Source organism: Ideonella sp., from assembly GCF_041914305.1.
Lineage (GTDB): Bacteria > Pseudomonadota > Gammaproteobacteria > Burkholderiales > Burkholderiaceae_C > Ideonella.
This window is the reverse complement of sequence record NZ_JAYSDQ010000016.1, coordinates 1-24732: the sequence shown is the minus strand read 5'-3', so window position 1 is coordinate 24732 and position 24732 is coordinate 1. Positions and strand designations below refer to the sequence as shown.

27 protein-coding genes and 1 riboswitch are annotated in these 24732 nt (G+C 66.8%); of the genes, 7 read left to right on the top strand and 20 right to left on the bottom strand.

What is annotated here, in order from left to right; translation table 11 throughout:
- The first annotated feature begins 6 nt into the window (after positions 1 to 6).
- Positions 7 to 771, top strand: a complete 765-nt coding sequence (locus ACE3SG_RS20175) for a 4'-phosphopantetheinyl transferase superfamily protein (RefSeq protein WP_374567987.1) — start codon at positions 7 to 9, stop codon at positions 769 to 771.
- Here the strand turns inward: ACE3SG_RS20175 and cobA are convergent.
- The 14 genes from cobA to ACE3SG_RS20105 are packed head-to-tail and all read right to left on the bottom strand — an operon-like array spanning position 663 to position 12627.
- On the bottom strand, positions 663 to 2144 hold the full coding sequence (gene cobA, locus ACE3SG_RS20170) for a uroporphyrinogen-III C-methyltransferase (RefSeq protein WP_374567986.1): 1482 nt from the start codon (positions 2142 to 2144) through the stop codon (positions 663 to 665). The genes ACE3SG_RS20175 and cobA overlap by 109 nt on opposite strands.
- The gene (locus tag ACE3SG_RS20165) at positions 2141 to 2503 is read right to left on the bottom strand and encodes a ferredoxin (protein ID WP_374567985.1); all 363 of its coding nucleotides are present in this window, start codon (positions 2501 to 2503) and stop codon (positions 2141 to 2143) included. Before ACE3SG_RS20165 ends, cobA begins: the two co-directional genes overlap by 4 nt.
- On the bottom strand, positions 2500 to 3459 hold the full coding sequence (cobJ, locus tag ACE3SG_RS20160; protein ID WP_374568123.1) for a precorrin-3B C(17)-methyltransferase: 960 nt from the start codon (positions 3457 to 3459) through the stop codon (positions 2500 to 2502). Before cobJ ends, ACE3SG_RS20165 begins: the two co-directional genes overlap by 4 nt.
- A 14-nt stretch (positions 3460 to 3473) precedes the next feature.
- The gene (locus ACE3SG_RS20155) at positions 3474 to 4304 is read right to left on the bottom strand and encodes a CbtA family protein (protein WP_374567984.1); all 831 of its coding nucleotides are present in this window, start codon (positions 4302 to 4304) and stop codon (positions 3474 to 3476) included.
- 16 nt (positions 4305 to 4320) lie between these two features.
- Positions 4321 to 4506 (bottom strand): CbtB domain-containing protein, encoded by a 186-nt coding sequence (locus ACE3SG_RS20150; RefSeq protein ID WP_374567983.1) that lies wholly within the window; start codon positions 4504 to 4506, stop codon positions 4321 to 4323.
- Between the two features lie 13 nt (positions 4507 to 4519).
- The gene (locus ACE3SG_RS20145; protein WP_374567982.1) at positions 4520 to 4939 is read right to left on the bottom strand and encodes a cobalamin biosynthesis protein; all 420 of its coding nucleotides are present in this window, start codon (positions 4937 to 4939) and stop codon (positions 4520 to 4522) included.
- Positions 4936 to 5703, bottom strand: coding sequence for a cobalamin biosynthesis central domain-containing protein (locus tag ACE3SG_RS20140; RefSeq protein WP_374567981.1), 768 nt, complete (start codon positions 5701 to 5703; stop codon positions 4936 to 4938). The genes ACE3SG_RS20145 and ACE3SG_RS20140 overlap by 4 nt, the downstream gene beginning before the upstream one ends.
- A complete protein-coding gene (gene cobI / locus ACE3SG_RS20135) occupies positions 5700 to 6500 on the bottom strand; it encodes a precorrin-2 C(20)-methyltransferase (RefSeq protein ID WP_374567980.1) in 801 nt (266 codons plus the stop codon). Before cobI ends, ACE3SG_RS20140 begins: the two co-directional genes overlap by 4 nt.
- Positions 6493 to 7827: a precorrin-6y C5,15-methyltransferase (decarboxylating) subunit CbiE gene (cbiE, locus tag ACE3SG_RS20130; RefSeq protein ID WP_374567979.1), complete on the bottom strand. Its 1335-nt coding sequence runs from the start codon at positions 7825 to 7827 to the stop codon at positions 6493 to 6495. Before cbiE ends, cobI begins: the two co-directional genes overlap by 8 nt.
- The gene (locus tag ACE3SG_RS20125) at positions 7824 to 8918 is read right to left on the bottom strand and encodes a cobalt-precorrin-5B (C(1))-methyltransferase (RefSeq protein ID WP_374567978.1); all 1095 of its coding nucleotides are present in this window, start codon (positions 8916 to 8918) and stop codon (positions 7824 to 7826) included. The genes cbiE and ACE3SG_RS20125 overlap by 4 nt, the downstream gene beginning before the upstream one ends.
- Before the next feature lie 10 nt (positions 8919 to 8928).
- Entirely contained in the window at positions 8929 to 9606 is a 678-nt protein-coding gene (locus ACE3SG_RS20120; RefSeq protein WP_374567977.1) for a precorrin-8X methylmutase, read from the bottom strand.
- Positions 9603 to 10484: a sirohydrochlorin chelatase gene (locus ACE3SG_RS20115; protein ID WP_374567976.1), complete on the bottom strand. Its 882-nt coding sequence runs from the start codon at positions 10482 to 10484 to the stop codon at positions 9603 to 9605. The genes ACE3SG_RS20120 and ACE3SG_RS20115 overlap by 4 nt, the downstream gene beginning before the upstream one ends.
- Positions 10481 to 11323, bottom strand: a complete 843-nt coding sequence (gene cobM / locus ACE3SG_RS20110) for a precorrin-4 C(11)-methyltransferase (RefSeq protein WP_374567975.1) — start codon at positions 11321 to 11323, stop codon at positions 10481 to 10483. The genes ACE3SG_RS20115 and cobM overlap by 4 nt, the downstream gene beginning before the upstream one ends.
- A gap of 14 nt (positions 11324 to 11337) precedes the next feature.
- Positions 11338 to 12627 (bottom strand): cobyrinate a,c-diamide synthase, encoded by a 1290-nt coding sequence (locus tag ACE3SG_RS20105; protein ID WP_374568122.1) that lies wholly within the window; start codon positions 12625 to 12627, stop codon positions 11338 to 11340.
- A gap of 175 nt (positions 12628 to 12802) precedes the next feature.
- A riboswitch (cobalamin riboswitch) is annotated at positions 12803 to 13058 on the bottom strand.
- A 185-nt stretch (positions 13059 to 13243) separates the two neighbouring features.
- On the opposite strand from ACE3SG_RS20105, the gene ACE3SG_RS20100 reads away from it, so the two are divergent.
- The 5 genes from ACE3SG_RS20100 (at position 13244) to ACE3SG_RS20080 (ending at position 17813) form a co-directional block, all read left to right on the top strand.
- Positions 13244 to 13834, top strand: a complete 591-nt coding sequence (locus ACE3SG_RS20100) for an OmpA family protein (protein WP_374567974.1) — start codon at positions 13244 to 13246, stop codon at positions 13832 to 13834.
- Positions 13835 to 14359: 525 nt separating this feature from the next.
- A complete protein-coding gene (locus ACE3SG_RS20095) occupies positions 14360 to 15052 on the top strand; it encodes a hypothetical protein (protein WP_374567973.1) in 693 nt (230 codons plus the stop codon).
- A gap of 307 nt (positions 15053 to 15359) precedes the next feature.
- Positions 15360 to 16577: a phospholipase D family protein gene (locus tag ACE3SG_RS20090; protein WP_374567971.1), complete on the top strand. Its 1218-nt coding sequence runs from the start codon at positions 15360 to 15362 to the stop codon at positions 16575 to 16577.
- A 69-nt stretch (positions 16578 to 16646) separates the two neighbouring features.
- On the top strand, positions 16647 to 17360 hold the full coding sequence (locus tag ACE3SG_RS20085; RefSeq protein WP_374567970.1) for an NYN domain-containing protein: 714 nt from the start codon (positions 16647 to 16649) through the stop codon (positions 17358 to 17360).
- 168 nt (positions 17361 to 17528) lie between these two features.
- A complete protein-coding gene (locus ACE3SG_RS20080; protein WP_374567969.1) occupies positions 17529 to 17813 on the top strand; it encodes a hypothetical protein in 285 nt (94 codons plus the stop codon).
- Positions 17814 to 17871: 58 nt separating this feature from the next.
- On the opposite strand, the gene ACE3SG_RS20075 is transcribed toward ACE3SG_RS20080, so the two are convergent.
- Positions 17872 to 19029 carry a hypothetical protein gene (locus ACE3SG_RS20075; protein ID WP_374567967.1) on the bottom strand — a complete coding sequence of 386 codons (1158 nt, stop codon included), beginning with the start codon at positions 19027 to 19029 and terminating at the stop codon, positions 17872 to 17874.
- Positions 19030 to 19270: 241 nt separating this feature from the next.
- Here ACE3SG_RS20075 and ACE3SG_RS20070 point away from each other — a divergent pair, with 241 nt between their 5' ends.
- Positions 19271 to 19885, top strand: a complete 615-nt coding sequence (locus tag ACE3SG_RS20070) for an HAD domain-containing protein (protein WP_374567965.1) — start codon at positions 19271 to 19273, stop codon at positions 19883 to 19885.
- Between the two features lie 22 nt (positions 19886 to 19907).
- On the opposite strand, the gene ACE3SG_RS20065 is transcribed toward ACE3SG_RS20070, so the two are convergent.
- From ACE3SG_RS20065 to ACE3SG_RS20045, 5 genes are read right to left on the bottom strand one after another with little or no spacing between them, the layout of a single operon-like run.
- On the bottom strand, positions 19908 to 20303 hold the full coding sequence (locus ACE3SG_RS20065; protein ID WP_374567964.1) for a hypothetical protein: 396 nt from the start codon (positions 20301 to 20303) through the stop codon (positions 19908 to 19910).
- Positions 20304 to 20325: 22 nt separating this feature from the next.
- Positions 20326 to 20916, bottom strand: coding sequence for a hypothetical protein (locus ACE3SG_RS20060; protein WP_374567962.1), 591 nt, complete (start codon positions 20914 to 20916; stop codon positions 20326 to 20328).
- A complete protein-coding gene (locus ACE3SG_RS20055; RefSeq protein WP_374567960.1) occupies positions 20909 to 22576 on the bottom strand; it encodes a TniQ family protein in 1668 nt (555 codons plus the stop codon). Before ACE3SG_RS20055 ends, ACE3SG_RS20060 begins: the two co-directional genes overlap by 8 nt.
- The gene (locus tag ACE3SG_RS20050) at positions 22573 to 23547 is read right to left on the bottom strand and encodes an ATP-binding protein (protein ID WP_374567959.1); all 975 of its coding nucleotides are present in this window, start codon (positions 23545 to 23547) and stop codon (positions 22573 to 22575) included. Before ACE3SG_RS20050 ends, ACE3SG_RS20055 begins: the two co-directional genes overlap by 4 nt.
- On the bottom strand, positions 23547 to 24578 hold the full coding sequence (locus tag ACE3SG_RS20045; RefSeq protein ID WP_374567958.1) for a hypothetical protein: 1032 nt from the start codon (positions 24576 to 24578) through the stop codon (positions 23547 to 23549). The genes ACE3SG_RS20050 and ACE3SG_RS20045 overlap by 1 nt, the downstream gene beginning before the upstream one ends.
- Positions 24579 to 24732: the final 154 nt, after the last annotated feature.

The following is a 24732-nucleotide window of genomic DNA, read 5'->3' as shown; positions in this document are numbered from 1 at the left end:
GCGGTGATGCCCCACGCACACCTGCGCCTGGCCTCGACGATTCGGTGCCAGTCGCTCGACGCGCCGGCACCGTTCGAGGTCTGGTGTGCCGAGCTGGACCGTTGGCCCACGCCGACGGAGCTGGGCTGGCTGTCGGCCGACGAGCATCGGCGCGCGCGCGCGTTCGCCTTCGAGCGCGACCGCCGCCGGTTTCTGACGGCGCACGTGGCGCTGCGGGCCGTGCTCGCCGGTCACCTGGGTGTGGCGGCCAGCGCGCTCGAGTTCGAGCGGGGCGAATTCGGCAAGCCGCGGTTGCGCTCGTCAGGCCTTCAATTCAACCTGAGCCACGGCGAGGACCTGGCCCTGATTGCACTGACGGGTGCCGACACGGGTGTCGGCGTGGACGTGGAACAGCCGCGCCCCGTGAACGACCTGCGCGCGCTGGCCCAGGCACTCTTCACCGAGAACGAACAACGCCAGGTCTTCGCCGAAACCGGGGCCGGCGTCACCCGCGCGTTCTTCACCTGCTGGACCCGCAAGGAGGCCTGCCTGAAGGCCGTGGGGTGGGGGCTCAGCGTCGAGCCCGCCAGCATCGACGTGGGGGCGACTGCCGACCCTGTCGAGCTGTTGGTTCGCAGCGGCGAGCGTGTCGCCCGCGTGGTGGTTCGCTCGTTGCCGCCTTCTCACGGGGCGATCGTTGCGCTGGCCCAGGCCGCCCCGTCGGTGAACACCATCGCACTCAGCGGCCGGCCCTGGCGCCAGCCTTCGATCTCGAGCATCGGCGCGTCGTAGAACCGGTCGACGGGGCCCAGGCACAAGATGCCCATGGGTTCGGCACCGGCGGGCATGCCAAGCGCCTTGGCCAGCGCGGCTGGCTCGAACATCGAAACCCAACCCATGCCCAGGTTCTCGGCGCGCGCGGCGAGCCACAGGTTCTGCACGCTGCAGGCAAGAGAGCACAGCGCCATGTCGCGCGGCATGGTGCGGCGCCCGAAGACCGTGCCGTCGTCGGGGGCCAGCGCCACCACCAGCAGCTCGGCGCATTCGCGCACGCCGTCCACCTTCAGCCGAATGAATTCATCCGCCCTGTCGCCGAGCTCGGCGGCCGTGGCCGCGCGCTCTTGGTCGACCAGCGTCGCGATGCGTGCGCGCAGGCCGGCATCCACCACACGCACATAGCGCCAGGGCTGCATCAGGCCGACAGAGGGCGCGCGGTGCGCGGTAGTCAGCAGCCGCTGCAGCACCTCGTCATCGACTCGGCCGCCCACGGTGAAGTGGCGCATGTCGCGCCGTGCGTCGACCAGCCGATAGAAGCTGGCGCGCTCGGTGGCAGAAAAATGGTGTGCGCAGGGTGTCGCCGCGGCCCGAAGGCTGGGGTCGGCGGTGTCGGCCTGGCGGTAGTGCGGGCTGAGGCGCACGGTCTGCCCGACGATCAGCAAGCCCGGCCGCGGCCCGTGCGCCGGTGCCAGCCGCGCCAGCGCGGCGAGGCCGGTTGCCAGCACGTCCTCCGTGTCGCGCGTGCCGTCGCGCACGATGGCGGCCGGTGTGTTGTCGGGCAGGCCATGCGCGATGAGCTGCTCGGCGATGCGGGCGATGCGCTCGACGCCCATGTAGAACACCAGCGTCTGCGCGGGCCGCGCCAGCGCCGGCCAGTCGAGCTCGACGCTGCCATCGGCCAGGTGGCCCGGGAGAAAGGTGCAGGTGTTGGCCAGCTCGCGGTGGGTCAACGGGATGCCGGCCGCTGCCGCGCACCCGTTGGCGGCGCTGATGCCGGGCACCACTTCGAAGGCAATGCCCGCCGCCTGCAGGGCCTGCACCTCTTCGCCACCGCGGCCGAACACATGCGGGTCGCCACCCTTCAGGCGCACCACACGCCGCCCGGCGCGCGCATGCTCGATCAACACGGCATGGATCTGCGCCTGCGGCATCACGTGGTGGCCCGAGGCCTTGCCGGCGTACACACGCAACGCCGCCGCCGGCACCAGCGCCATCACGTCGTCACCCACCAGGCGATCGTGCACGACCACATCGGCCCGCTGAAGGCGATCGAGCGCACGCAGGCTCAGCAGATCGGCCGGGCCCGGGCCAGCGCCGACGATGTAGACCATGCCCGGCCGGCTGTCCGGCTGGCTCTCTGGTGAGGTGACCGGCTCGACCGCGTTCATTCCGACGCGCAAGGCTCGTCGGCTTCCATGCCGGGCCCACGGTGGAACACGAGCTCGTCGACCACGCGGCCGCCGACGAAGTGCTCTTCGATGATGCGGTCCATGTTCGCGGGCGTGACGTCGTAGTACCAGACGCCGTCGGGCTGCACGCACATCACCGGGCCGCCTTTGCAGGCGGCGAAGCAGTTGACACGGCTGCGCTTGACGCGAAGTTCACCGTCGTTCACGCCGGCCGCCTTGAACTTGTCGCCCAGGCTGTCGAACAGGTCTTGCGAGGCGTTGTCTTGCGTGCAGCGTGGGCCGGTGCACACGAGCAGGTGACGGCGGTAGGCGCCGATCTTCGGCTTATCGGCAGTCATGCGTCGGTCTCCTCGCGCTCGGGCGCCTCGTCTTGCTCCACAGGCTGCTCGGCCAGCGTCGCCTCGATGTACGGGGCCGGCAGGCCGTAGCGCTCGGCCAGCAGGGCGATGCTGTCGCCGGCGGCGTGGGCAGCAGCCAGGGTGTCGAGCCAGCCGAGCAGGCCGGTCGACAACGAGCGGCCGGCCTGTTCGCCGGCATGGGCCCCATGGTTGTCCATGTCGTACTTGTTGGCGTAGCCGCGTGGCGTGACCATCAGGCCGTGGCGCACGAAGGTGTGGCTGTTGCCGATGAGCACGGTGGTGAGCATGCCGATGTCGGCCTCGCTCATGTGGGCCAGCGTGGTGAACTCGATGCGCTCGCGCCGGCGGTAGGCCGACTTGACGATCGCCACCGGCGTGTCGGGTTGGCGGTGGCTGAGGAACAGCCGCTGCGCCTCGACGATCTGGCGCGTGCGGCGGCCGCTCTTCGGGTTGTAGAGCGCGACGACGAAATCGGCCGCCGCCACCGCGTTCAGCCGCCGCGCGATCACCGGCCACGGCGTCAGCAGGTCGGACAGCGAGATGGCGCAGAAGTCGTGGGTCAGCGGTGCGCCGACCCGCGCGGCGCAGCTGTTCAGGGCTGAAGCCCCCGGCACGATCTCGACCTCCACGCCCGACTCGGGCGTCCAGCCGGCCTGGAACAGCACCTCGTAGGTCGGCCCGGCCATGCCGTAGACACCGGCATCGCCCGAGGAGATCAGCGCCACCTTGCGGCCGGCCTGGGCGGCCTGCAGCGCGCTGACGGCGCGGTCGAGCTCTTCCGTCATCGACTTGCGGATGATCTCCTTGCCTTCGAGCAGGTCGTCCACCAGCTTGATGTAGGTGACATACCCGATCACGGTGTCTGCTTCGGCAATGGCCTCGCGTGCCCGCTGCGTCATGTGATCGACGCTGCCGGGGCCGATGCCCACGAGCATGATTTTGCCGGCGCTCACAGGGCACGCCCCGCCGCCGGTGCCACCACACCGCCGAAGCCGAAGGTGCCGATCAGCGGCCTGACCCAGCGCGCGACGACGATGGCAGACAACGCACCGAGCGACAACCAGTACAGCGCCGTCGCCAGCGCGGTGGCGCGAACGAACTGTGTCGACAGCAGGCGCATCTGCACGGCAGCGTCGCCACTGAAGGCCGAGAACGCGTCGACCTCGGGCTGCGGCGCACCCACGGCGAACGGCACGGCGAGCAGCACGGCCCCGATGCAGCGCCAAGCCCAATGATTGCGGCGCGCGAGCAACCACGCGGCCAGGCCGGCGCCCGAGCAGACGACGCTCAGCAACCACCAGGCCTGGCGCGAGCGCAGCGCCGCGGCACCCATGCCCGGCAGCTCTGGCGGCAGCCCGAGGCCCGGCAGCGCGAAGGTCGCCAGCCAGGCACAGGCGCCCCACGCGAGGCCTGTCTTCCAGGAGGCCGCCGTGCCGACGCGCGAACGGTCCCACCACGCCAGCAGCGGGATCAGCAGCAGCGCATAGCCGGTCGCCGCGAGAATGTTGGCGGTGATCGTCCAGCCCGTGCGCTCCAGGCCGTCGGCCGGTTGCCATTCGTTCGCGTCGTGCTGGTGCTCATGCTCGTGGTCATGTTCGTGAGCGGCAGCGGATTCGCCGTGCGCCGGCATGGCGGGTGGCTCGTGGGCCTCGGCGGTAGATTCATACACCTCGGCGGCGGCGATCAGCGGCACCACCTGCCAGCGCTGCAGCGCGGCGTGCAGCAACCCGCTGCAGGTGCCGACCAGCAGCGCGCAAAGGAACAAGCGTCGAAACAGCATGGGGACTCCGGCTCCGTCAGTGGCACGGGCGGCCGTTGGCGTGGCGCACGTCGTGTGCCGCGTTGTGGGCCAGGGGCGAAGCGCTGAACTCGACGCCGTAGACCATCACGGCCCCCAGCAGCAGCGCCGCGGCGATCTGCAAAAAGGGGCTGCTCACGCGGGCCGGGGCGAGGGTGCCGATGGGGGACGGTTGGGCGTTCATGGGGGCTCCTGGTTCAGGGGTGGAATGAAGAGGTTGCGGGGGACATCGGTGCGATCGACACGGTGGCGTTGCGGCCGTCTTCGCCGCGCCACTTGAATTTCTCGACCAGCAGCGTGGGGCTCGACGCGGCCAGCAGGGCCGCCGCTTCGGACACCGACGGCGTGCCTATGTAGCGGCGCACCGTCTCTGACGGGTTGGGCACCGCCACCTTGGCCAGGCGCGCGGCCGAATAGAAGCGAAGCGGCCAGCCGCGCGCCGCGGCCAGTTGCACAAAGGCCTCTTCGTCGGCCTTCATGTCGATGCTGGCGAGCACGGCCACGTGGTCCGGCGTGAGGCCGACGCTGGCCAGCGCCTGCTCGAGCGCGGCTTCAACGGTCGCCAGCGGCGTGCCACGATCACAGCCAAGTCCGACAGCTACTTGAGCGATCCTCACGCGCCAGGCTCCTGCGGCGGCCGGTACACGACCAGCCGCTCGTTCAGCGATTGCCAGCGCGCCTCGTCGACCTCGGCGTGCGTGATCCACAGAATGGCCTTGAAACGATCGAGATCGACCTCGTCGAATCGCTCGAAGCGGTGGATGCTGGCGGGCAGCGGCGTCGGCCTCGTCCACCAGTTCGGGCTGCCGGCCTCTTGCACCACCGCGATCGGGTCGCCGTTGACCACGTTGGCCGAGACGCGCGTGATGTTGATCTTCGGCGCCTCCACCTTCCAGCCGAGCTCGCGCCCGAGGATGTCGACGGGGATCGTCTTGCCGACATCCGATGCCGTGGTCAGCACCGGCGTGGCGCCCAGCAGCGCGGCGATCTGCTCGGCCCAAGCGTTGGCACCGCCCACATGCCCCGACAGCACGGGGATGACGAAGTCGCCGGCGTCGTCGATCACGATCACGCCCGGGTCTTCGTCCTTGCTGCGCAGGTGGGGCGCGATCAGGCGCACCACCGCGCCCAGCGAGACGAAGAACACGACCTGGTCGTAGGCGCCGAACAGCCCGGCGATCTCGTCCTTGAAGGCACCGGCGTAGGCGTGCACCGGGTTGGCCAGGCCGGCCATCGCGTCGGCGAACTTGGCCGCCACGCAGACGCCGGCTTGCGGCAGCTGACGCGCCAGCCGGGCGGCCTGTTGCGCGCCGTGGCGGGTGATGGCGACGAGAACGACGCGAACGCCTTCGTGGCTTGCGGGATCCGTGTCGGTGGTCATGCGGTGGCTTTCTCGAATGGCTCGGATGTCTTCTTCTTGCAGCCCTTGATGCGCTCGCCGCGCAGGCGCTGCGGGTTCTTCACGAGCAGCAGCGACAGGTAGTTGACGGTCGTGCCGCGCAACGTGAGCACGTCGCGCACCACGCGCTCTTCGGGCGAACCGGCCTTCTCGACCAAGCAGGCGTGCGTGAGCAGGCCTCGCCGCTCGAGCAGATCGACCAGGTCGTCGATCAAGGGCTTGACCTTCATCAGCACCAGCGTGTCGAAGTCGTCGAGCAGGCGTTCGACCATCTCGACACCGTAGGCGGCCGGCACGATGGCGACGGTGTCGTCTTGCTCAGCGAAAGGCACGCCCAGGCGCGCGCACGAGGCGTGGAACGACGTGACGCCGGGCACCACCTCGATGGCGATACGCTCGTCGAGCGCGCGCAGCGTGCGCTCGAGGTGGCCGAAGGTGGCGTAGGTCGACGCGTCGCCCTCGACCAAGAACAGCACGTCTCGCCCTGCCAGCAGCACCGGCAACACCGCCTCGGCCGCGCGCAGCCAGTGGCGCGTGAGCTTCTCCACGTCGTGCGTCATCGGAAACAGCAGCGGCAGATGCTGCGCGGGCAGCGCCAGGCCGCTGCGCTGCACGATGCCCAGTGCATAGCTCTCGCTCTTGGTCGAGCGCACCGGGTAGGTCCACAGCGCGTCGCCGCGCTGCAGCTGGGCCCACGCCCGGCGGGTGATCAGCTCGGGGTCACCCGGGCCGAGGGACACGCCGATCAGGCGGCCGATGCCGTGTGCCGGGTCATTCATCGGCGCGGCCCTCAACGAGCGGCTCGCCCGACCCCGGCTGCGCGCACACGATCCAAACCGGGTTCTCGGCGGCCATCCGGTGCATCTGCAGGATGGGCTTGCTGCGCGAGGCCTGCAGCTGCAGCACGTCCCATGGCGCGCCCGCGGCCTTCAGGGCCGCGACGGCGGCACCCAGGTTCTCGATCGTCACGAAGTTCATCACCAGCCAGCCGTTGGGCTTCAGCCGCGACAGGACGAGGGCGATCAGCTCCGCCAGTTCGCCACCCGAACCACCGATGAAGACGGCGTCCGGGTCGGCCCATGCCTGCATGCCGGCCGGGGCCTTCGCCTGCACCAGCGTGTAGTTGTGAACCGCCATCGCGCGGCGGTTGCGCAGGGCAATGCCGGCGTCGTCGGCGTTCTTCTCGATCGCGTAGACATGCCCGTCGCGGCACAGGCGCGCCGCTTCGAGCCCGACCGAGCCGGAGCCGGCACCGATGTCCCACACCACGCTGTCGGCCCGCAGCTGCAGGCGCGCGAGCGAGACGGCGCGCACCTCGTTCTTGGTGATCAGTCCCTTCTCGGGAAAGCGCTGCTCGAAGCGCGCATCGGGCAGGCCGAAGATCACCGGCCGGGCCGGCAGTTCCGTTCGCCACAGCAGCACAACGTTGGGCTCGGCGAACTGCATCGTGGCCACCTGCGCCAGGCTGCCGGTGACGACGCGTTCGTCGGGCCGGCACAGGTGCTCGGCGACGGCGACCTGGAACACGTCGCCCAGGCCCTCGGCGACCAGCATGCGGGCGATGCGGTCGGGTGAGTTGTCGGGGCTGGTCAGCACGGCCAGCCGGTCGTGTCGCGCCGCGGCCTGCAGCAACGCGTAGAGCCCATGGCGCGCGTCGGCGCCTTCCACCCATTCGCCGGCATCGTGGCTGTGCACCGACGCGATCGCCATGTCTTGCCACGGCATGCCCAAGCGCGCGCAGGCCAGCTGGATCGTCGACAGGTTGGGGATGACCTCCAACGCTTCAATGCACAGGCGCGAGGCCAGGTAGGCCGCAATGCCATGGCACAGCGGATCACCGGTGGCGAGCACCACGCAACGCAGCCCGTCGGCCTGGGCTTCGCGAACCCAGGTGGGCACCTTCGACATCGCACCGGTCAGATCGCGGCGGATCGCGTCGGGGCGCAGGTGCGTGTCGAGCAATTCGAGCGTTCGGGTGCCGCCGATCACACAGTCGGCGCGCGCCAGGTGGGCGAGGGCGGCGGCGCCGAGGCTGGCCACCCCATCGTCGAGCACGCCGATGACCCGGCAGCGCTCGCCTTTGAACCGCTCGACTTCTTCTCTCATGATGCCTCCGCCAGCTTGCGACCATCGAAGTCGCAGACCAGCACCTTCAGTTGAAATTGGCCGGGATAGCGCTCGGTGACCGTGCGCCACACGCGCCGCGCCAGCGCCGCGTGGAACTCGCTCACCAGCCCCAGCGCCGCGACGCGCTCGCTGGCATAGCGGGCAGTCTCGGCATGGCGGATGTCTTCACACACGTCTGCCGGCACGCCGATGCCGGCGCACAGATCGGCGAGCAACCCGGTGTCGACCTCGGCACGGCCGGCGTGGGTGATGGTCTCGCCCTGCGCGATCTTGGTCAGCTTGCCCACCATGCCGCCGATCACGACGCGGGGCAGGCCGGCCTTCACGGCGGCGCCGAGCGCGTAGCGCAAAAAGTCGCCCATCTGCACGAAGCAGGCTTGCGGCAGATCGGGCATCTCGTCCATCACGAACTTCTCGGTGCGGCCACCGGTGGTGAGCACCACGACGCCGGCGCCCGTCGTCGCGGCCACGTGCACGCCTTGCACCACGCTCGCTCGGTAGGCGGCGGTCGAATAGGGTTTGACGATGCCGGTGGTGCCGAGGATCGAGATGCCACCCAGGATGCCGAGCCGTGCGTTCAGCGTCTTCTTCGCCATCTCGATGCCTTGCGGCACGGAGAGGGTCACTTCGAAGCCGGCTTCGTCCAGCAGCGATTCACCCGCGAGGCGCACGTTGTGCTCGATGTTTCGGCGCGGCACCGGGTTGATCGCCGGCCCGCCCACCGCCAGCCCCAGGCCTGGCATGGTGACCGTGCCGACGCCGAAGCCGCCTTGCAGCAGCACCTGCCCGGGCAGGTCTTGGCGCAGGCGCACGTCGGCCGTGAGATGGGCCTTGTCGGTGCAGTCGGGGTCGTCGCCGGCGTCCTTGATCACCATCGCATGTGCCAGCACGCCGTCGGTGCGGCCGTCGTTGACGGCGAAGTTGACCAGCTGACCGTTCGGCAGCAGGCACTCGACGGTGCTCGGCACCGCGCCGTGTACGAGCCCGAGCACGGCCGCACGCGCAGCCGCGGCCGAGCAGGCACCGGTGGTGAAGCCGGTGCGCGTGCCGCGCTTGACGGTGGACTCCATCACCACGCAGTCAGGCGTTGCCGCGCTCGCTCGCCTCGGCCAACCCGAGCAGCGCGTGGATCGCGGCGACCACCAGCGTCGAGCCACCCTTGCGGCCGCGGATGACGATCCACGGTACCTCGTCCAGCGCGGCGGCCAGGTCCTTGGATTCGGCGGCGGAGACGAAACCGACCGGCATCCCGATGACCAGCGCCGGCCGCGCGCCTTCTTCGCGGATCAGGCGCACCACTTCGATCAGTGCCGTCGGGGCGTTGCCGATGCCGACGATCGCACCGTCCAGCAAGCCGCCGCGGTGTGCCTTGCGCATCGCCTGCACGGCGCGCGTGGTGTTGTCGGCCTGTGCCGCGGCGATGACATCGGCATCGCTGATGAACTGGTGTGTGGCGAGGCCGAAGTGCGCCAGCCGCGGTGCCGAGAGCCCGACGCAGATCATCTCGACGTCGGCCACGATGCGCGAGCGGCGACCGAGGATCGCCGACATCGCGGCGGCGATCGCGCCGTCATGGAACGCGGTCAGGCCGTTGAAGTCGAAGTCGGCATTGGCGTGGATCATGCGGCGCACGACCTGCCACTGGGCTTCGCCGTAGGCATGCAGGCCCGCCTCGCGGTCGATGACGGCGAACGAGTCATGCTCGATGGCGCGGCCCGCGGCGGTGAGCTGCTCGGTGACGGTGTTGGCGGCGCTCATGCCGCGACAGCGTTCACCGGCAGGGCGGCGATCGGCACATGGGTATGTTCGTGCGAATGCCCGTGGCCCAGGTCGTGCGCGATCTCGCGGAACTTGCAGCCGTCGCAAGGCAACCGCGCTTGCGGCACGCCCGAACGCAGCTCCCGCACGCGCTGCTCCATCAGCTCGAAAATTTCGCGCTCGTGGCCGAAGTGCGCCGTGCTGGCGAAGCGGATCGTCGGGTACTGCAGGCGCAGGTGCTCGACCTGGCGCGCAATGCGCTGTACCAGCGTGCCGGTGTAAAGGTAGTACGGCAGCACGACGATCTGCTTCATGCCCAGCATCGCTTGCCGTTGTGCCACCCGCTCGAGCCGTGGGTAGGTGATGCCGGTGAAGGCCAGGTCGACCAGCTCGTGGCGCGTCTCTTCGTGCAGCCAGCGCGCCATCTTGGCCATCTCGCCGTTGGCTTGCCGGTCCGACGAGCCTCGCCCCAGCACCACCACGCCGGTGGTCGTGGGGTCGGGCATGTCCAGCTCGGCCATGGCCTCGGCCAGCCGCCGCTTGAGGATGGCCAGGATGGGGTCGCACGCGGTGAGATGCGGGCCGTAGAGAAACTCGGTGCCCGGCGCGTGCTCGCGGGTGTGCTCGATGGCCTCGGGGATCTCCATCTTCACGTGCCCGGCGGCGTTGAGGATGAGCGGCAGCACCAGCACACGGCGCGCATGGCGTGCCGCGGCCAGCAGGCCGTCATGCAAGCCCGGCTCGGCGAACTCGATGAAGCAGACCTCGATCTGCCAGGTCGGCTGGCGCTGGCGCCACTGCGCCACGAAAGCTTGGATCTCGTCGTTGCCTTCGGCCTCGCGCGAGCCGTGGCCGATCAGCAAAATGGTGTCGGTCATGTCGTTGTCTCCGGGGTGGGGCCCGGCGGCACCGAGGCGCGCCGGAACCGGTGGGTGAAGCGCGCGTCGTAGAGCTTCGACTTGGTCAGCTCGGGCCAGTCGCGGGCGCCGAGCGCCGGGCTCGCGATGATCATGGCCTGGCTCACGATGCGCTCGTCGCGGCAGCGCTGCGCGATGTCGGCCAGCGTGCCGCGCACGATCTTTTCCTCGCCCGGCCAACTGGCCTTGTGCACGACGAGGATCGGCGCGTCCTCCGCCCAGCCGCCTGCGCGCAAATCGCGAACGACCTGGCCGAGCAGGGTGATCGAGAGAAAGATGCAGATCGTGCAGCCGTGGCGCGCGAGGGCATCGAGCGACTCGCCTGCGGGCATCGGCGTGCGGCCGGCCATGCGGGTGAAGATCACCGTCTGCGTCAGCTCGGGCAGCGTGAAACTCTCGACCGCCGCGGCCGCCGAGGCCATGGCCGACGACACCCCCGGCACCACGCGCACCAGCACGCCGGCGGCGTCCAATGGCTGCACGACTTCGATCAAGGTGCCGTACAGCGCCGGGTCGCCGGTCTGCAGCCGCACCACGGTCTCGTGCTGGCCGGCCTGCTCGACCAGCCAGCCCGCGATCTGCTCCAGCGTCATGTCCTTGGAGTCGGCGATCGTGCAGCCCGCGGGGGCCCAGCGCGTCGCCGCTTTGTTGACCAGCGAGCCGGCGAAGAGCACGGCGCCGGCCCGCGCGATCAGGTCGCGGCCTTTCACCGTGATGAGATCGGGGTCGCCGGGGCCGGCGCCAACGAACCAGACGGTGCCGGCTTCGCAGCGGGCCGCCAGGTTGTCTGGGTGTGGCATGGGCCGGTTCGGCATCAATGCGCTCCCGGCCGGAACAGCGCAGCGGTGGCCCGCGGGTTCGACGCGAAGTAGTGGTGGATGTAGCTCGCCGTGAGCCGGCCTTGGCGGTACACCGCCTCGGCCGTGCTGCCGCCGTTGGGATTGCGCCCACGCGCGACAGGCTGCATCTCGGTGCTCAACGTCGAGTAGTGAAAGCTGTGGCCGCGCAGCTCGCCCTCGGGCAACGTCACCGCCTGCAGGCCGAGCGCGGCAAAGCGCTGGCGCATCACGGCATGGCCGGGCAGGGCGCCGACCATCGCGTGGCGCTGCCCGGCCACATCGGTGAGCGATTCCAGCAGGTAGAGCAGGCCACCGCATTCGGCCAGCACCGGCTTGTCCTGCGCAACGTGGTGGCGGATGGCACGGCCCATCGCCGCGTTGCCGGACAGCGCTGGCGCATGCAGCTCGGGGTATCCGCCGGGCAGCCACAAGGCCTCGCACGATGGGAGCGCGGCGTCGGTCAGCGGTGAGAAGAACACCGGCTCGGCGCCGAGCTGGCGCAGCACGTCGAGGTTGGCGGGGTAGATGAACGAGAACGCGGGGTCGTTCGCAACGGCGATCCGCACGCCGTCAAGAGGCCGCTCGGCGAACGGCGGCATCGCTTCGCCCATCGGCGCTTCAAAGGCGATGGGTGAGGGCTCGAAGGCGCCGCCAGTGGCGTCGTCCCAGGCATGGGCCCAGCGGTCGAGCAAGGCGTCGAGCTCGGGCAGCTCCATCGCCTGCACGAGCCCGAGGTGGCGCTCGGGCAGGCTGAGCTCGGTGTCGCGGCGCAACGCGGCGACGAGCGGCAAGCCCGCCGGCAAGCTCTCGCCCACCATGCGCGCATGGCCCGGGCTGCCGACGCGGTTGGCCACGACGCCCATGACACGTGTGTCACCGCGAAACGTGGCCAGGCCATGTGCCAGCGCGCCGAAGGTCTGCGCCATGGCGCTGGCGTCGATCACCGCGAGCACCGGCAACCCGAAGGCAGAAGCTAGGTCGGCGCTGCTGGGCTGGCCATCGAACAGGCCCATCACCCCCTCGACGAGGACCAGGTCTGCCGACGCTGCCGCCGCATGCAGCAAGCCGCGGCAATGCGCCAGCCCGCCCATGAACAGGTCGAGCTGATGCACCGGCCCGCCGCAAGCGCGCGCGAGGATCATCGGGTCGATGAAGTCGGGGCCGGTCTTGAACACGCACACGCGCCGGCCTCGGCGCACGTTGGCGCGCGCGATGGCGGCCGTCACGCTCGTCTTGCCTTGGCCGGATGCCGGGGCGCTGACCATCAGCGCCGGACAGTGGGCGACCGGGTTCACGGCGCCTGTACCGGGCACGGGCAGACGAACATCGTCTTCGCCACGGGCGGGTACAGGTGCGCAGGCTGCGCCAGAAAATGGAACATGGGATCGACCGGATACGACCAGGATCCTGCTTCCCCGCAGGCGCCTGCAACCAAGCACGCGAGCGTGCTCCCTTGTTGGCCGGTATCCGGGCTGGCGGTGCGCTTCGAGAACCCTTCCCAGATGCGTTGAGCACCCAGTGGGCATGTGACTCGAAGCGAGAGCGCTGCAGCGAATGCTGCGTGCGATCTCGACCGCTTACCGTTGCGGGGGCAGCTCAGGTTGGGGTGGTGTCCGTTGGAACGACCCTTCCTGATTCCCGTTTAACTGCGCCAGGCTTGAGACCAGGCGCGAGCACCAAACGCAGAAATTATAGGCGGGCCGCCGAAGGCCTGTGGGGTTGGCTCCAGCCGATCTGTGCACGTGGCACCGTAGCGCCGTGGCGCAGAACGGTAAGGTTTGTTCGCCCCGGTTAACGGCGAGAGGATTGCTCACAGCTCGGTACGTTTTCCCCGGAGGCCTGACTAAAGTCACACCACTTTCTTTCTCTGTGAGCCCACCGATGTTGAGACTTTCGAGCCTGATCGCCGCCAGCAGCGTCATGTTGCTGAGCGCTTGTGCCACCAAAGAATTCGTCACAGAGTCCATCGCTCCGGTGCAGACCCGCGTGCAGGCGCAGGACGCCAGCCTGAAGGCCCTGGATGGCCGGGCGCAAGGCAGCGAGGCGCGCATCGCGGCGCTGGAGAAGGAGGCTGCGGCGCGCGCCCAGGCCGCCGCCAATCTGCCGGCGCCGCCCGGCCTGCTGATGAGCACACTGCTGACCGACGACAAGATCAAGTTCAGCTCGGGCCGCGCCCAGCTCACCGAGCAGGCCGGCCAAGAACTCGATCAACTCGTGGCCAAGCTCAAGGCCGACAACCAGCCGGTGTTCGTTGAAATCCAAGGCCACACCGACGCTACCGGCAGCGACACGATCAACCAGCAACTGGGCCTCAAGCGGGCCGAAGCCGTGCGCCTGCACCTGGCCCGCGCCGGCTTGCCGCTGGCGCGCATGGCAACGATCAGCTACGGCGAATCTGCGCCCCTGGCCGACAACAGCACCAGCGAAGGCCGCAGCATGAACCGGCGGGTTCAGCTGATCGTGATGCGCTGAGCTGGAGGGGTCGGCGTTGGCCGGTTGGGTAGCGCTTGAGCGCTACCACGGCGACCCGGCTCTGCCATCGACAGACCAACAGATCAGGCATTGGCAACGGATTCGTAGCCAATGCCAACCGACCCGCAAACAGCAACGACAAGGGGCGCTGGGCCACAACCAGCGCTCGTGTTTTGTGGGAGGGGGTCCATCATCATCTGGCGGGTGGCTATTGGTGTGGTGACACGGTAGCCCTGCCAACCAGGGAGTAGGTAAATCAATCACTTAGCGAGCCCGGCTGCTTGGCGGACAAGTTTGCAGTGATGACGGGTAGCCGGTTCGCAACCTATTTTCTGCAACGCCGCAACTTATTGATTTTGCAGAGAAAAATTGACCGCTGCGCTCTCCGAAGCCGCGAGAGCCGCAATTACAGCCGACTATAGAGCTCTATAGTTAGCGTCTGCTCACGCCCTCGAACGACGCGCAGCGCTTCGCGCGCTTCGGACGATGCGAAGATTTCGCCTCTTACCGCGACCGCCATCAAACTTGACCCGCGCCCATCCCCCTCGTCTCCATGTCCTTTTGGCGAGCGACGCCTCGACAGCGGTCGTCATCCGTCGAGGTCCCAGCCGCCACACCGCGGTCGTCGGCTGGGACCGGGCAACCGACCGCTTCAAGGTCGGTCAATGGCTCTACGGACGCATCTACGAGCGGCGCTGCGACCTGTCGCCTGACGGCAAGCACTTCGTCTACTTCGCCATGAACGGTCGCTGGGACTCGCGAGCACGCGGCGCCTGGACGGCCGTCTCGAAGGCGCCGTACCTGAAGGCGATTACGCTGCTTGCAAAGGGCGACTGCTGGCACGGTGGGGGACTGTTCGCGTCGAGCAAGGAGCTCTGGGTCAACGAGGGTTACGGACACGTAGTCCTCGAGGATGAGGCGCGCATTCAGCGCACAGCGCCGTATCCATGGCACGAGCAATATGGTGGCGAGTGTCCGGGCGTCTACTACGTGCGCCTGCAGCGCGACGGGTGGGCCATGAAGTACACGGCGCCGGACAGCGCCGGCGGCACAGTGACGATGTTTGAGCGCCGCATCAACACGCATTGGCGCCTGCGCAAACTCGCCCACTCTACTTTGCATCACCCCGTGGGCAAGGGGTGCTACTTTGATGAGCACCAGCTTTTCAACGCGCGCACGGAACAGGTCATCGCTCTGCCGAACTGGGAGTGGGCCTAAGTCGATGGTGGGCGTGTCGTCTGGGCCGAAGACGGCGGGCTGTATGCTGGCCGCGTCGAGGGAGAAGGTCTCGGCAAGAGTACCCTGCTGTTCGACTTCAACCCCATGGCCTTCGAGAAGATTGCCGCACCCTATTGACGTGAGAAGATGCCGCGGACAAAAGAGTCCGCAACCGGTGGAAGACATGCAGCAGCATGCTGCCTACTCTTCGCTCGCGCCGCGTCTGACGTGACTGGCCGATACTCTGGCGACACCGGGCCTGCGCGAGGCTCGAGGGCTGACAACAAGAGGCGAGGAGAGACAGGTCATGGAAAGGGCCAGCCAATTCCATCTGTTGCCGACTGCGTGGCGCGGGGAGGGAGTACAGCAGTTCGCCGACGAATACAGACGGGCATTTGCGAAGGCAGAACAGCTGTACATCGTTAGTGCGTTCTTGACTGAATGGCCAAGTGCTCTACGACTCAATCCAAAGTGCAAAGAGTTCAGACTCATCATCGGCACCGACTTTGGGACCACGCGCCGGGCAGCGGTCGAGAGCGTGCTGAGATGGCTTCCCAAACGCTTTCTTGGCGAGGTCCGGGCCTTCAATCTGCGGGGCGTCAACTTTCATCCCAAAGCTGTCCTGTGGCGTGAAGCGAGCGGACGGCGCTACCTGCTCATCGGCTCGTCGAACCTCACGCGCGCAGCTTTTGAGAGCAATGTCGAAGCGAACGTGACTGTTGGGCTTTCCAGCGAGGAGTACGCGAGGACGCTCACGTGGTTCCGCCGGATTTCTGATTGCAGCCTGGAGGTCAACGACGCCTGGCTAGGGAAGTATGTTGAAGCGCCCATCAGAAGTACTCAAGGCGGTGGAAAGCGCAAGCCAGCGACATCAGACGAGGCCAGACCACCCCCCGTCTTTGACCTCGCGCTCGAGCTGACAAATAAGGCCGACCGGAACCTGTTTGCGCGACATCTCCGGGCTCGTCGAGCGCAGAGGGCCTACTTCGATGCGCACTCTAAGATGCCCCTGCTGGACCTCGTCAGAACGGCTGCCGCGAAGCGGCGTTGGCTGGAGGACGACAACGTCGCCTTTTACAACGGACTGTCCCGGCTATGGGCTGGAAGCGAGACCACACGCTTGGGTGGTCTGCAGTGGGTCATGCTTGGCAAGCACGCAGACCATCGAGAGTTGGCCCGGTCGCTGGTTGAGATACTCGATGCGCACTTGGCTGACCAAGACGACACCGTTGCGCGTGAGAAGGACCGCTTGCATGCACTTGGCGTTTCGACGCGTGGCGCCGTGCTTACTGAATTGCTTTGTCACCTGCTTCCGACGCGCTACCCGATTCTTGACGACCCAGTGCGGCGCTGGCGGTCCCAAGTCGGTTTCGACAGAGGCGTGGGTGGGTCGGAGGGCGCGCGCTACGTTCGATTGGCGGAGGCCATGCGCGCGGCGCTGAATGACCCAGGACCGCGAGCGCTTGGGCTGGAGACGCTCGCCGAACTGGACACGCTCATCTGGTTTCGCTTCAAGGACGCCTAGGGAACTTCATCTCGATACTTGAGCCATGTGAAGGCGCCGAGAAGCAATGGTGAAGGGAGGAATTCGCTTATGGCAAATAGCGATATTGTCAGACTGGCAGTGCTCATTGATGCGGACAACGCATCCGCGTCCGTCGCGAAGGAACTGTTGGAGGAGGTGGCGAAATTTGGTACAGCCACGACCAAGCGGGCCTATGGCGACTGGACGACGCAGAACCTGACCGGGTGGAAAGAGCATCTGCACCGGCACGGCATCCAGCCGATGCAGCAGTTCGCGTACACGAAGGGCAAAAACGCGACCGACAGTGCACTCATCATCGACGCGATGGACTTGTTGTATGCCGGAAACGTCGACGGCTTCTGCCTCGTGGCCAGTGACAGCGACTACACCCGGCTCGCCACACGTTTGCGTGAGGCAGGAAAGACCGTGATAGGTCTGGGTGAGCGCAAGACGCCGGAGGCATTCATCGCTGCCTGTGACCGGTTCATCTTCTTTGAGGTGCTCAAAGCCCCCGCCGAGGAGGCCACAAGCATCCCTGTCGCGGATGTCCCGGACCTCAAGGACCTGTTGACGCACGCCATCCAAGAGACACAGCGGGACACTGGCTGGGCACTTCTAGCTGCGGTCGGTTCGTACATCGGCAAGAACAATGCGTCCTTCGACCCGCGCAATTACGGCTTCAAAAAGCTCGGCGAGTTGGTGCGCAAGCAGCCGTACGTCGAGACGAAGGAGACCACCGACCCATCGGGTCTCATCCAACTGCATGTTCGCCTCAGACTCTAGCGGTACCTCCTGAGCAAGCATGGTTTACGCGCCCGGGGACGCGGACGTTGAACGCACCGCATGCATCTTGCATCGGTGTCGCCCATACACTTGGTTGAGGTTAGTCTTCCTGACTGTGCTCACGGGCCCATTCACCTTTCGACGGGGCAAATGCGAGAGACTGCCACCATGGCAGATTGCATTGATGACGACGAAGCAAAACGAGCAGCCAGCGCTCGACTGGCGCTCCAGAGAGGTATGGCACGGCTGCGCTCGGCGGGGCTGGAGTGCGAGCTGACGCAGACCGTCGACGGTGACCACGCGCGCGTTTCCTTGGCGTATGGCCAATCCGGTGAAAAGCGCTGCGTCATCACTGAGGGCTGGGCCATTGGAGAGCACGACAACGAATCACTGGCATACACCTGGATGACGTTGGAAGTGCTCAGACTCGTCGGCTCTCGTGACGTGCGTTGATGGAGCCGTCGACAGCACTTGTGGGCCCGCATCGCCGCGGTGATGCGTCTCTCGAACATCAGTAGTAGCGGTCGTCGACGTCATCGACGACCGGCCAGTGCTTGTTCACGACGGGGTCTAGCCAGTCGGCCGCGTTGCGAATCCAGACGACCTTGTCTTGCCCCTCTGCGTCGTCGTACTGCCCACTGGCCTGCATGGTCGCCGCGAGGGAGCGAAGGCGGGCCGCCCGCTCTGCCTGGCTGGCGGCCTCCTCGAAATGCTTCAGGCGGTCGAGTTCTTCGCGTTTTGCCTGAACCTTCCGAGCATGGGCCTCGCGCCGCGCCTCCTCGCGTTTTCGCTCCTCGCTGCGAACGTCCTGGCGAAGCTTCTCTTTCAGCGCACGCTCCTGCAACTTGAGCGGCAGGTCACCGATGCGGTCGGCAAGTGGCGCGTCGCTACCATCCTGGATGGTGAGCTCGGCGCTCCTGTAGCCCGGGTTGTGCACTTCGAGCCGCAGAAGATTGCTGGGATGAAAGGACCAGCGGTCCGGCGTGTAGTGGTACCGGTCGGGGTAGGCCTTCCTCTCGGCCTTTTCACGAGCAGTCAGCTCGCGTTCCTCACGACGGCCTGACTCGAAGATGCGCAGCGTGTAGGCAATGCCGTTGACGATGAAAGTGGCTGGCTCGCGCTGTGTCTCGTCCGAGACCAGCTTGAATCCGGCAGCTTGGCAGTGCCGGATGACGCGGTCCATGGTCAGCAGCGCGCGTTCCTGGTTAACAGGCGCTACCGCCAGCTCGAACTGGCCCATCCCCTTGATGGCGGGCCAGTCACGGCCGTCCTTGTAGCCCTTCTTGAGGCGAGAGGCCATCCGCTTGACGATGGGGAGACAGTCGGCGAGCGCCTTGCGCATTTCCGGAAGCGGTGGCTCTTCCAGCTCAAGACCGTCTCGTGCGGCTTCGAAGCGTCGCGCCACCTCTTCGGCCTCGTCGTCGACCCATTTCGTGAGGCTGAACGTGGTCTCGCCATCGAAGTCCGGCAGAGGCGTCGTCTGGACGTCGTCGCCGCGCGCCACTTTTGCCCAGTGCCCAGACGGTGGCAACGGTACCGCCAGCGCTTGGGCAGCCTGCTTCAACTGCAACGGCGTGACGCCGTACTGCAGGGCAAGCTTGGTCTGCGGCTGTGTCCACGCTTCACTGTAAAGCGTGTGCCGCTGGAACTCGATGACTCTCTGGCTCATGGTGCTGGAAGGTGGGGGGGCGCAGACAGAACGGGGCGCGTTCAGAGGAACGTACACGGCGTTGAAGTACCGGCGATGACCCCCCGCGCCCCCCCCGCGGAAGTTCTCAAAATCGGCGAGAAGTTCTGAGAAGTGGCCGGGCGCTTGCTCCAAAAGCTGTACGGATATACAGTATCTATCCGACCACAGGAGGGCCCATGCAGATTCGCCATAACTACACACCCACCCGTCCGGTGCCGACGTGGATGCGACGCCTCTGGAACTGGCTGTGACGCTGGCGCCGCTGCTGCCGGTAGCGACGGCTGGGCGCGTCACATCGCCCCAAGTCGTCTACCTTGGCGTGAGCGGCGTCCTTCACCCCAGCGCCAGCCTGTACAAGCTGATGTTCGATAAGAACTGCTGGCAGCAGGGGCACACCGAGTACGAGGGCACCTTCTACCTCGAGCGCTTGCTTGAGGGCTGGCCATCCGCACGCATCGTCCTGACGTCGACGCAGGTGTGGTCCAAGGGGCTGCAGGCAGTGCTGCAATGCCTTGGACCCGGCCTTGCCTCGCGCGTCATCGGATACACGTTCGACGACCTGACCCGGCGCGCCGAGCTGGGTCGCCAGGGTCAGCCGATGTCGCCGACCATCTACTGGACCATGACGCGCGCGGAGGTCGTCCGGCATCACGTGGCTTGGCTGCAGCCCGATGCTTGGGTCGCGGTCGACGACGAGGCGGCACTTTGGACGGTGGACGAGCGACGCGGCCACTGCGTGTTGACCGACCCCTGCAAGGGCCTGCTCGACCCGGCAGCGCAGGACCGCTTGATGACTTTGCTGGTGGGCAACTTCGGCATCAGTCCGGTCTCATAGCGAACCCGGCGGCCTTCCAGGCTTAGCCATGCCAGCCGGCAGCCGCTCGTGCACGCCCGGCCCACCCGAGGCAGTCGTCGAACGACCAAAGCTGTTCAGGATGCGGCGCATAGAAGTTCTCTGCGGCTTGCTCGCCGAACAATTGGTCCTCCGGCAGAAGGCCAAGACGCACCGCGCCGAGCGCCATTGCTTGACCGTTCGGGTGGTCGGGAACCGTGCGGATTTCCTCCGCCGACAGCACGGACAGCACGGCGCAGTAGCCCGCCTGAATCGCGGAGGAGGCCGCAAGCGCAAATTCGGCTCTTGCTCCGGCCGCGCTTGCGGACGCCAAGTGGTCGTCACTCTGCTGCCGCAAACTCGCGGTTCTCACCATGTCCGTCGACCCGGCGCTGACGACGGTGCGATTCATCTCGGTCATGTCCTCTCCTTCACGGCTTGACCTACAGGAAGTAGATGAGCACGCTGTCTTTGGGAGACTCTGCGCCTTCCTTCCAGCACGCGGGCAGCGTCCGAAGGGTTGCTCCTCGAGAGAGAGACGGCGGCAACGGTTTGACGTCGCCAAACGCGACCTCGTTCAAGACCGAGCGAACCCAGTGCCCGGCATCGCGTCTGCCGCGGCTATCGAACGTCGCCAACGAGAGCTCAAAGCACGGGGCAGCCGAGCCGGTGTATCGACCGCCGGCCTCGTCGAGCTCGACGTAGATGGTCGCGACGTTGTCATCTCCATACGTCACTTCGACCACCAGACCGACGTAGTCCTCGAGTTCCTCGAACGGCGTGTCGTCGTTCCAAAGCGACCAAGCAGCCCGGGCCGCCAGGGATAGCAGCGGCTCTCGCTGCAACCGGTGACTGAACACGGTGCCGAAGTCCACTGGTTCGAGCCGGGAGTTCAGTTGGCGCACGTGCCAGTCGAAGGCGCCGCCTTGTCGACGATGCCCTTGTTCTACATGGAGCGTCGGCCCTTGACGGAAGCGGCCATCACGCAGTGTCAGGTTGGTGCAGACAATCATGTCCAGGCCGGGTTCAATCATCATCGGCCTCCGAACTCTGGCAATGCCTGGCGGCGAGACCAGCACTCGGCGACTCCGCGCCGGCAAGGGTGAATGCCTCGGTCCCATGCGATTGCGCGATGACATGCGCCTGCAACTGCTCGGGAATCACGAGCAACGACGTGAGGCGATACGGTTCTTGCCATCCGCCGTTGGGCACGCTCCCGCTCAAGATGCGCCACAGAGCCCAGGCGACCTGTCGTGCATCCAGGCCAGTCGCCCGCGCAGCAGCCGCCAAAGTCACCATGGCTTTCCGCCCGGTAGTCACGGTCGCAGTCTGCTGTGCCCGCTCGAAGAGACTCGTCACGCTGCGTGGATGGACCAGCTGCTCGCCAGAGCCCAGCGTCAGGCCCACCACCAATCGCATCGACATCAGTTCGGTGGCCAGTCCCGGCCATCCCAGCAGGTCGTCCACTTGGTTGAGCGGGAGCATTTCTGCGAGCGCGCGCTCCAGGCGCAACACGTCGTCCATGTCGAAGCCGTAGTGCGACGGCTTGACTTCCGATATGCCTTCTTCGGCCATCAGGAGGCGCAAGTCCTCTCGCGACAGACCCAGTCGATTAGCAAGGTCCTGAAGCTTGAAAATGCGCGGCGGCTGCCAAGGCTTGAAATGCTCCACGGCCGTCGGCAGTGGCGCACGTTCGCGGTCGCCGCACAGCATGGCCGTGACGTCCGCCGGCAGCACGGCGGTCGCGCATGCTTCTCTCAGCAAACGGCTTCGCTCGGCCTCGGGCAGGAGCGCCTCGAACACCCAGCGACGCCGCGACAGCTCGCGCAGTCGCGTCGAATCAATCCGCGTTCCCGCCAGCGTCTGACCCAGCAGCCGCAGCGCAGCCACGCGTTGGTCTATGGAGACATCTTCGAGGTCGCCCTTGAGGCCGAAGTCCACCGGCCTGCTTGCCTCACCGAGGAGCAACAAGCGCAGGAGGCCACTGATGTCATGCGGCTCGACCGGGAAGTTGTCGTCAGCAGTTCCAAACGCCTGAACGCGTGAGGCTTGCACGAGCCGCGCGGCAGCCAGCACCGTCTCATCCACGGGCTTCGATACTGCCTGCCCGAGAGCGCGTGAGCAGCGCGCACATCGAAGCATCGCGAGCCGGTCCATCTCGATGGGCACTGAGCAGTGGTCACAGTGGTCCAGGAGCCGAACCCCATGGCGCAGACACACCGGCGCTTGCACGAAGTCCCAGTTCGCAAATCCGTAGCCATGTTCTCGCAGGCACTGCGGGCAAACGGCCTGCAGCTTGCGCGCGCGAGTGAACTGCGGCCACTCGTAGGCACCTTCGACGACGCGCGCTTCGTAGCCGTCTTCGACGGCCGCGCGCAATGTCTTGCGCCGCAGGTGGGCGAGGGCGCCCGCCGGCTGGCGGGTCACCCGCTCCAAGGCGCAGAGCGATGTGGGACTCTGCGCAAGGTCGTGAAGGGTGCGGACAGCCTCCCCGCCGCACTTCGACAAGAGCGAGAACAGCGTCGACAGGCGAGGGACGACGTTCTGCGTGCAGTGCCACTGCACAAGGCTCGCGAGACTTTCCCCTGGCTGCAGCTCTCGACACCGCACGAACGTCGGCGAGGCCTGCGAAGGGGCGGTAGCTGTCTGGCCGACGGTCGAGGCACCGCGCGGACCCTCAAGTTCAACAGTCATGGTGCCTCGCGGAGCTTGGTGCAGAGCTGCGCTGCCAGCGTGGTGACGGTGGCGAGGTCCAGCTTGAAGGGGTCGTGCTTGTCGCTGCGCTTGCCTCGGGGTGCCACCTCGCGCCACGCTGCGCTGTAGTGCTCTGAGCCCACCCGGACGGCACACGACTCGAGCCCCTGATGGCAGGCGCGGCGCACCAGGCTCACGATGCGGCCGAAAGACGCCTCGCCGGCCAGGTACAGGCGCTTGAGCATGTCGGCCGAGTCGAGCGACCAGCCTGGTTCGCTGGGAAGTATCTTGTCCATGGCTTTCAAGACCGCGCGCAAGTCGTGCAGGTCATCGGCCAGGTCCAATCGCATGTCTTCAAGGAACTCCCGCCGCTCGAATCGCATCTTCGTGCCGTCTCCGGCATCCAGGTATTTCTCGAGGGCCAACGGTCCCAGGGCGATGATGGGCTTGGGAAACGCCGAGACAATCGACTTCAGCGCAAAAGCCATCTGCAGCTTGTCATCGCCCGACTTTCCGACGAAGGCGTGATGAACCTCATCGAACGCGAGTCCGTAGATGTTGGTGACATGCGGCGCGACCAGGGTGAACCGGTCCATCAGCTGCGACAAGGTGCCGCTGGACGACACAGGGTCACCACAGGCCTTGAGCACCGCGGCCATCAGTTCCTTCGGACGCATGGCGCCGGTGACTTCGATGCGCGGCAAGGGCGAGGGGGCATCGGCACCGAGACCGAGTTGGTTCCGCAACCAGGCCTCGAACTCGGCCAGCGTGGAGGTCTTGCCCGCGCCCGACTCGCCGAGAAGCGCGAACCCTTGGTGGCTCGAGGTGTGAGGCGAGGCCCGGAAAAGGCGTTCCATGGCCTTCAAGGCGGCTCCGTGGCGCCGCGTGACCACGAAGATGATGTTGAGCGCCTTGTACGCGGCGTTGAGAGGCCCCTCCGGCAGGTCGAGGCCCAGCGAGGTCACGTCCATCAGGCCTCCGCTCCAAACGCCTGACTCAACGCATCGTCGAGGTTTGTCGCGGCCACTGTCGCGGCCGCTTCACCGGTCGCTTCGGCATCTTCCGCGGCACGGGACTGGCGATACAGCTCGGCCTGCATGCGACGCAGCGCCTTCTTGGAGGTGGCCACGGCCTTGTCGAGGAGCACCTTGAGCGCGCGCTCGGCTTGCGACAAGCCGACCGGGTCGACCACGCTCACTCCCATGTTGCGCGCCTGCTGACGCACGGCGACGTGATACGAGAGCGTTCTCGGCCAAGAGAAGTCGGAGACACAGTCGACAGAGATGATTTCTTGGGTCACCGGCTTGAGCACCTTGATGGTCTTCAGGTTCAGCGGATTGACCTTGAACGTCAGCCGCGTTCCCGCCGAAACTCGGTTCCAGAGTTCTCCCAGCGCGTCGTTCTGGTACTGCAGCCCGAGGAATATCAGCCCCGTCGCACGCAGGGTCGCGGTGCGGGTGAGTGCGCAAGCCGCATCGAGTTCGTCCATCGAAGTCGGAACGCGAACGGGCCATTCGGCGATGCCGTTGAGGTAGCGGCGCACGCCCGAGCCAACCTTCTCGCGTCGAGGCGTGAAGTTGTGAATCAGGCGGATGTACACCTGGGTCAGCAGCTCGAAGTGGTCATCGCTGAGGACCGCGTGGTCGCCGGCGTTGTACTGGCGGTCCGCCGTGGCTTCCCCGAGCGTCGTTCCCGGTATCCAATGGATGAAGCGGGTGTTGAAGGTTCCACCGGCTCTTTCGATGGTGCCCTTGTACCAAGGGCTGCGCGGTGGCGTGAAGTGGAGGTTGATGCCCAGCGCGGTGCAGGCGTCTTGGACCCCGTTCGATGTCAGGTCGAGCCCGTTGTCGACGACCAGGTCGTCCATCACACCGCAAGCGGGCCACGGAATTGCACGAAGTGCCTCGCTCAACGCTGTCTTGTCGAACTCGACGCCCTTGAGTGCTGGGTCCAGTGCTTCCAGGGCCTTGCGAAGAATGGTCTGTTCGGATTGGTCGCTCATGGTCAGATGCGCTTGCGTCGGATGAGATAGCCGAGTCGCCGGTGCAACTCAGGCAGCGTTTTGGCGCTCGCCACCCAACGAGCGACTTGACGGCTGGGGTGAACCGCCCCGGGAATCGAGGAGGCTCCTTCGATTGAGAATGGAGTCAAGATGA

Coding starts and splice junctions, on each gene's coding strand:
- ACE3SG_RS20065 (WP_374567964.1), bottom strand. CDS start 20,303: ATGACCGAGATGAATCGCACCGTCGTCAGCGCCGGGTCGACGGACATG.
- ACE3SG_RS20115 (WP_374567976.1), bottom strand. CDS start 10,484: ATGACCGACACCATTTTGCTGATCGGCCACGGCTCGCGCGAGGCCGAA.
- ACE3SG_RS20060 (WP_374567962.1), bottom strand. CDS start 20,916: ATGATTGAACCCGGCCTGGACATGATTGTCTGCACCAACCTGACACTG.
- ACE3SG_RS20120 (WP_374567977.1), bottom strand. CDS start 9,606: ATGAGCGCCGCCAACACCGTCACCGAGCAGCTCACCGCCGCGGGCCGC.
- ACE3SG_RS20045 (WP_374567958.1), bottom strand. CDS start 24,578: ATGAGCGACCAATCCGAACAGACCATTCTTCGCAAGGCCCTGGAAGCA.
- ACE3SG_RS20165 (WP_374567985.1), bottom strand. CDS start 2,503: ATGACTGCCGATAAGCCGAAGATCGGCGCCTACCGCCGTCACCTGCTC.
- ACE3SG_RS20100 (WP_374567974.1), top strand. CDS start 13,244: ATGTTGAGACTTTCGAGCCTGATCGCCGCCAGCAGCGTCATGTTGCTG.
- ACE3SG_RS20105 (WP_374568122.1), bottom strand. CDS start 12,627: ATGGTCAGCGCCCCGGCATCCGGCCAAGGCAAGACGAGCGTGACGGCC.
- ACE3SG_RS20140 (WP_374567981.1), bottom strand. CDS start 5,703: ATGACCACCGACACGGATCCCGCAAGCCACGAAGGCGTTCGCGTCGTT.
- cbiE (WP_374567979.1), bottom strand. CDS start 7,827: ATGAGAGAAGAAGTCGAGCGGTTCAAAGGCGAGCGCTGCCGGGTCATC.
- cobA (WP_374567986.1), bottom strand. CDS start 2,144: ATGAACGCGGTCGAGCCGGTCACCTCACCAGAGAGCCAGCCGGACAGC.
- ACE3SG_RS20150 (WP_374567983.1), bottom strand. CDS start 4,506: ATGAACGCCCAACCGTCCCCCATCGGCACCCTCGCCCCGGCCCGCGTG.
- ACE3SG_RS20155 (WP_374567984.1), bottom strand. CDS start 4,304: ATGCTGTTTCGACGCTTGTTCCTTTGCGCGCTGCTGGTCGGCACCTGC.
- ACE3SG_RS20080 (WP_374567969.1), top strand. CDS start 17,529: ATGGCAGATTGCATTGATGACGACGAAGCAAAACGAGCAGCCAGCGCT.
- cobI (WP_374567980.1), bottom strand. CDS start 6,500: ATGAATGACCCGGCACACGGCATCGGCCGCCTGATCGGCGTGTCCCTC.
- ACE3SG_RS20085 (WP_374567970.1), top strand. CDS start 16,647: ATGGCAAATAGCGATATTGTCAGACTGGCAGTGCTCATTGATGCGGAC.
- ACE3SG_RS20090 (WP_374567971.1), top strand. CDS start 15,360: ATGGAAAGGGCCAGCCAATTCCATCTGTTGCCGACTGCGTGGCGCGGG.
- cobJ (WP_374568123.1), bottom strand. CDS start 3,459: ATGCTCGTGGGCATCGGCCCCGGCAGCGTCGATCACATGACGCAGCGG.
- ACE3SG_RS20055 (WP_374567960.1), bottom strand. CDS start 22,576: ATGACTGTTGAACTTGAGGGTCCGCGCGGTGCCTCGACCGTCGGCCAG.
- ACE3SG_RS20075 (WP_374567967.1), bottom strand. CDS start 19,029: ATGAGCCAGAGAGTCATCGAGTTCCAGCGGCACACGCTTTACAGTGAA.
- ACE3SG_RS20175 (WP_374567987.1), top strand. CDS start 7: ATGCCCCACGCACACCTGCGCCTGGCCTCGACGATTCGGTGCCAGTCG.
- ACE3SG_RS20050 (WP_374567959.1), bottom strand. CDS start 23,547: ATGGACGTGACCTCGCTGGGCCTCGACCTGCCGGAGGGGCCTCTCAAC.
- cobM (WP_374567975.1), bottom strand. CDS start 11,323: ATGCCACACCCAGACAACCTGGCGGCCCGCTGCGAAGCCGGCACCGTC.
- ACE3SG_RS20125 (WP_374567978.1), bottom strand. CDS start 8,918: ATGGAGTCCACCGTCAAGCGCGGCACGCGCACCGGCTTCACCACCGGT.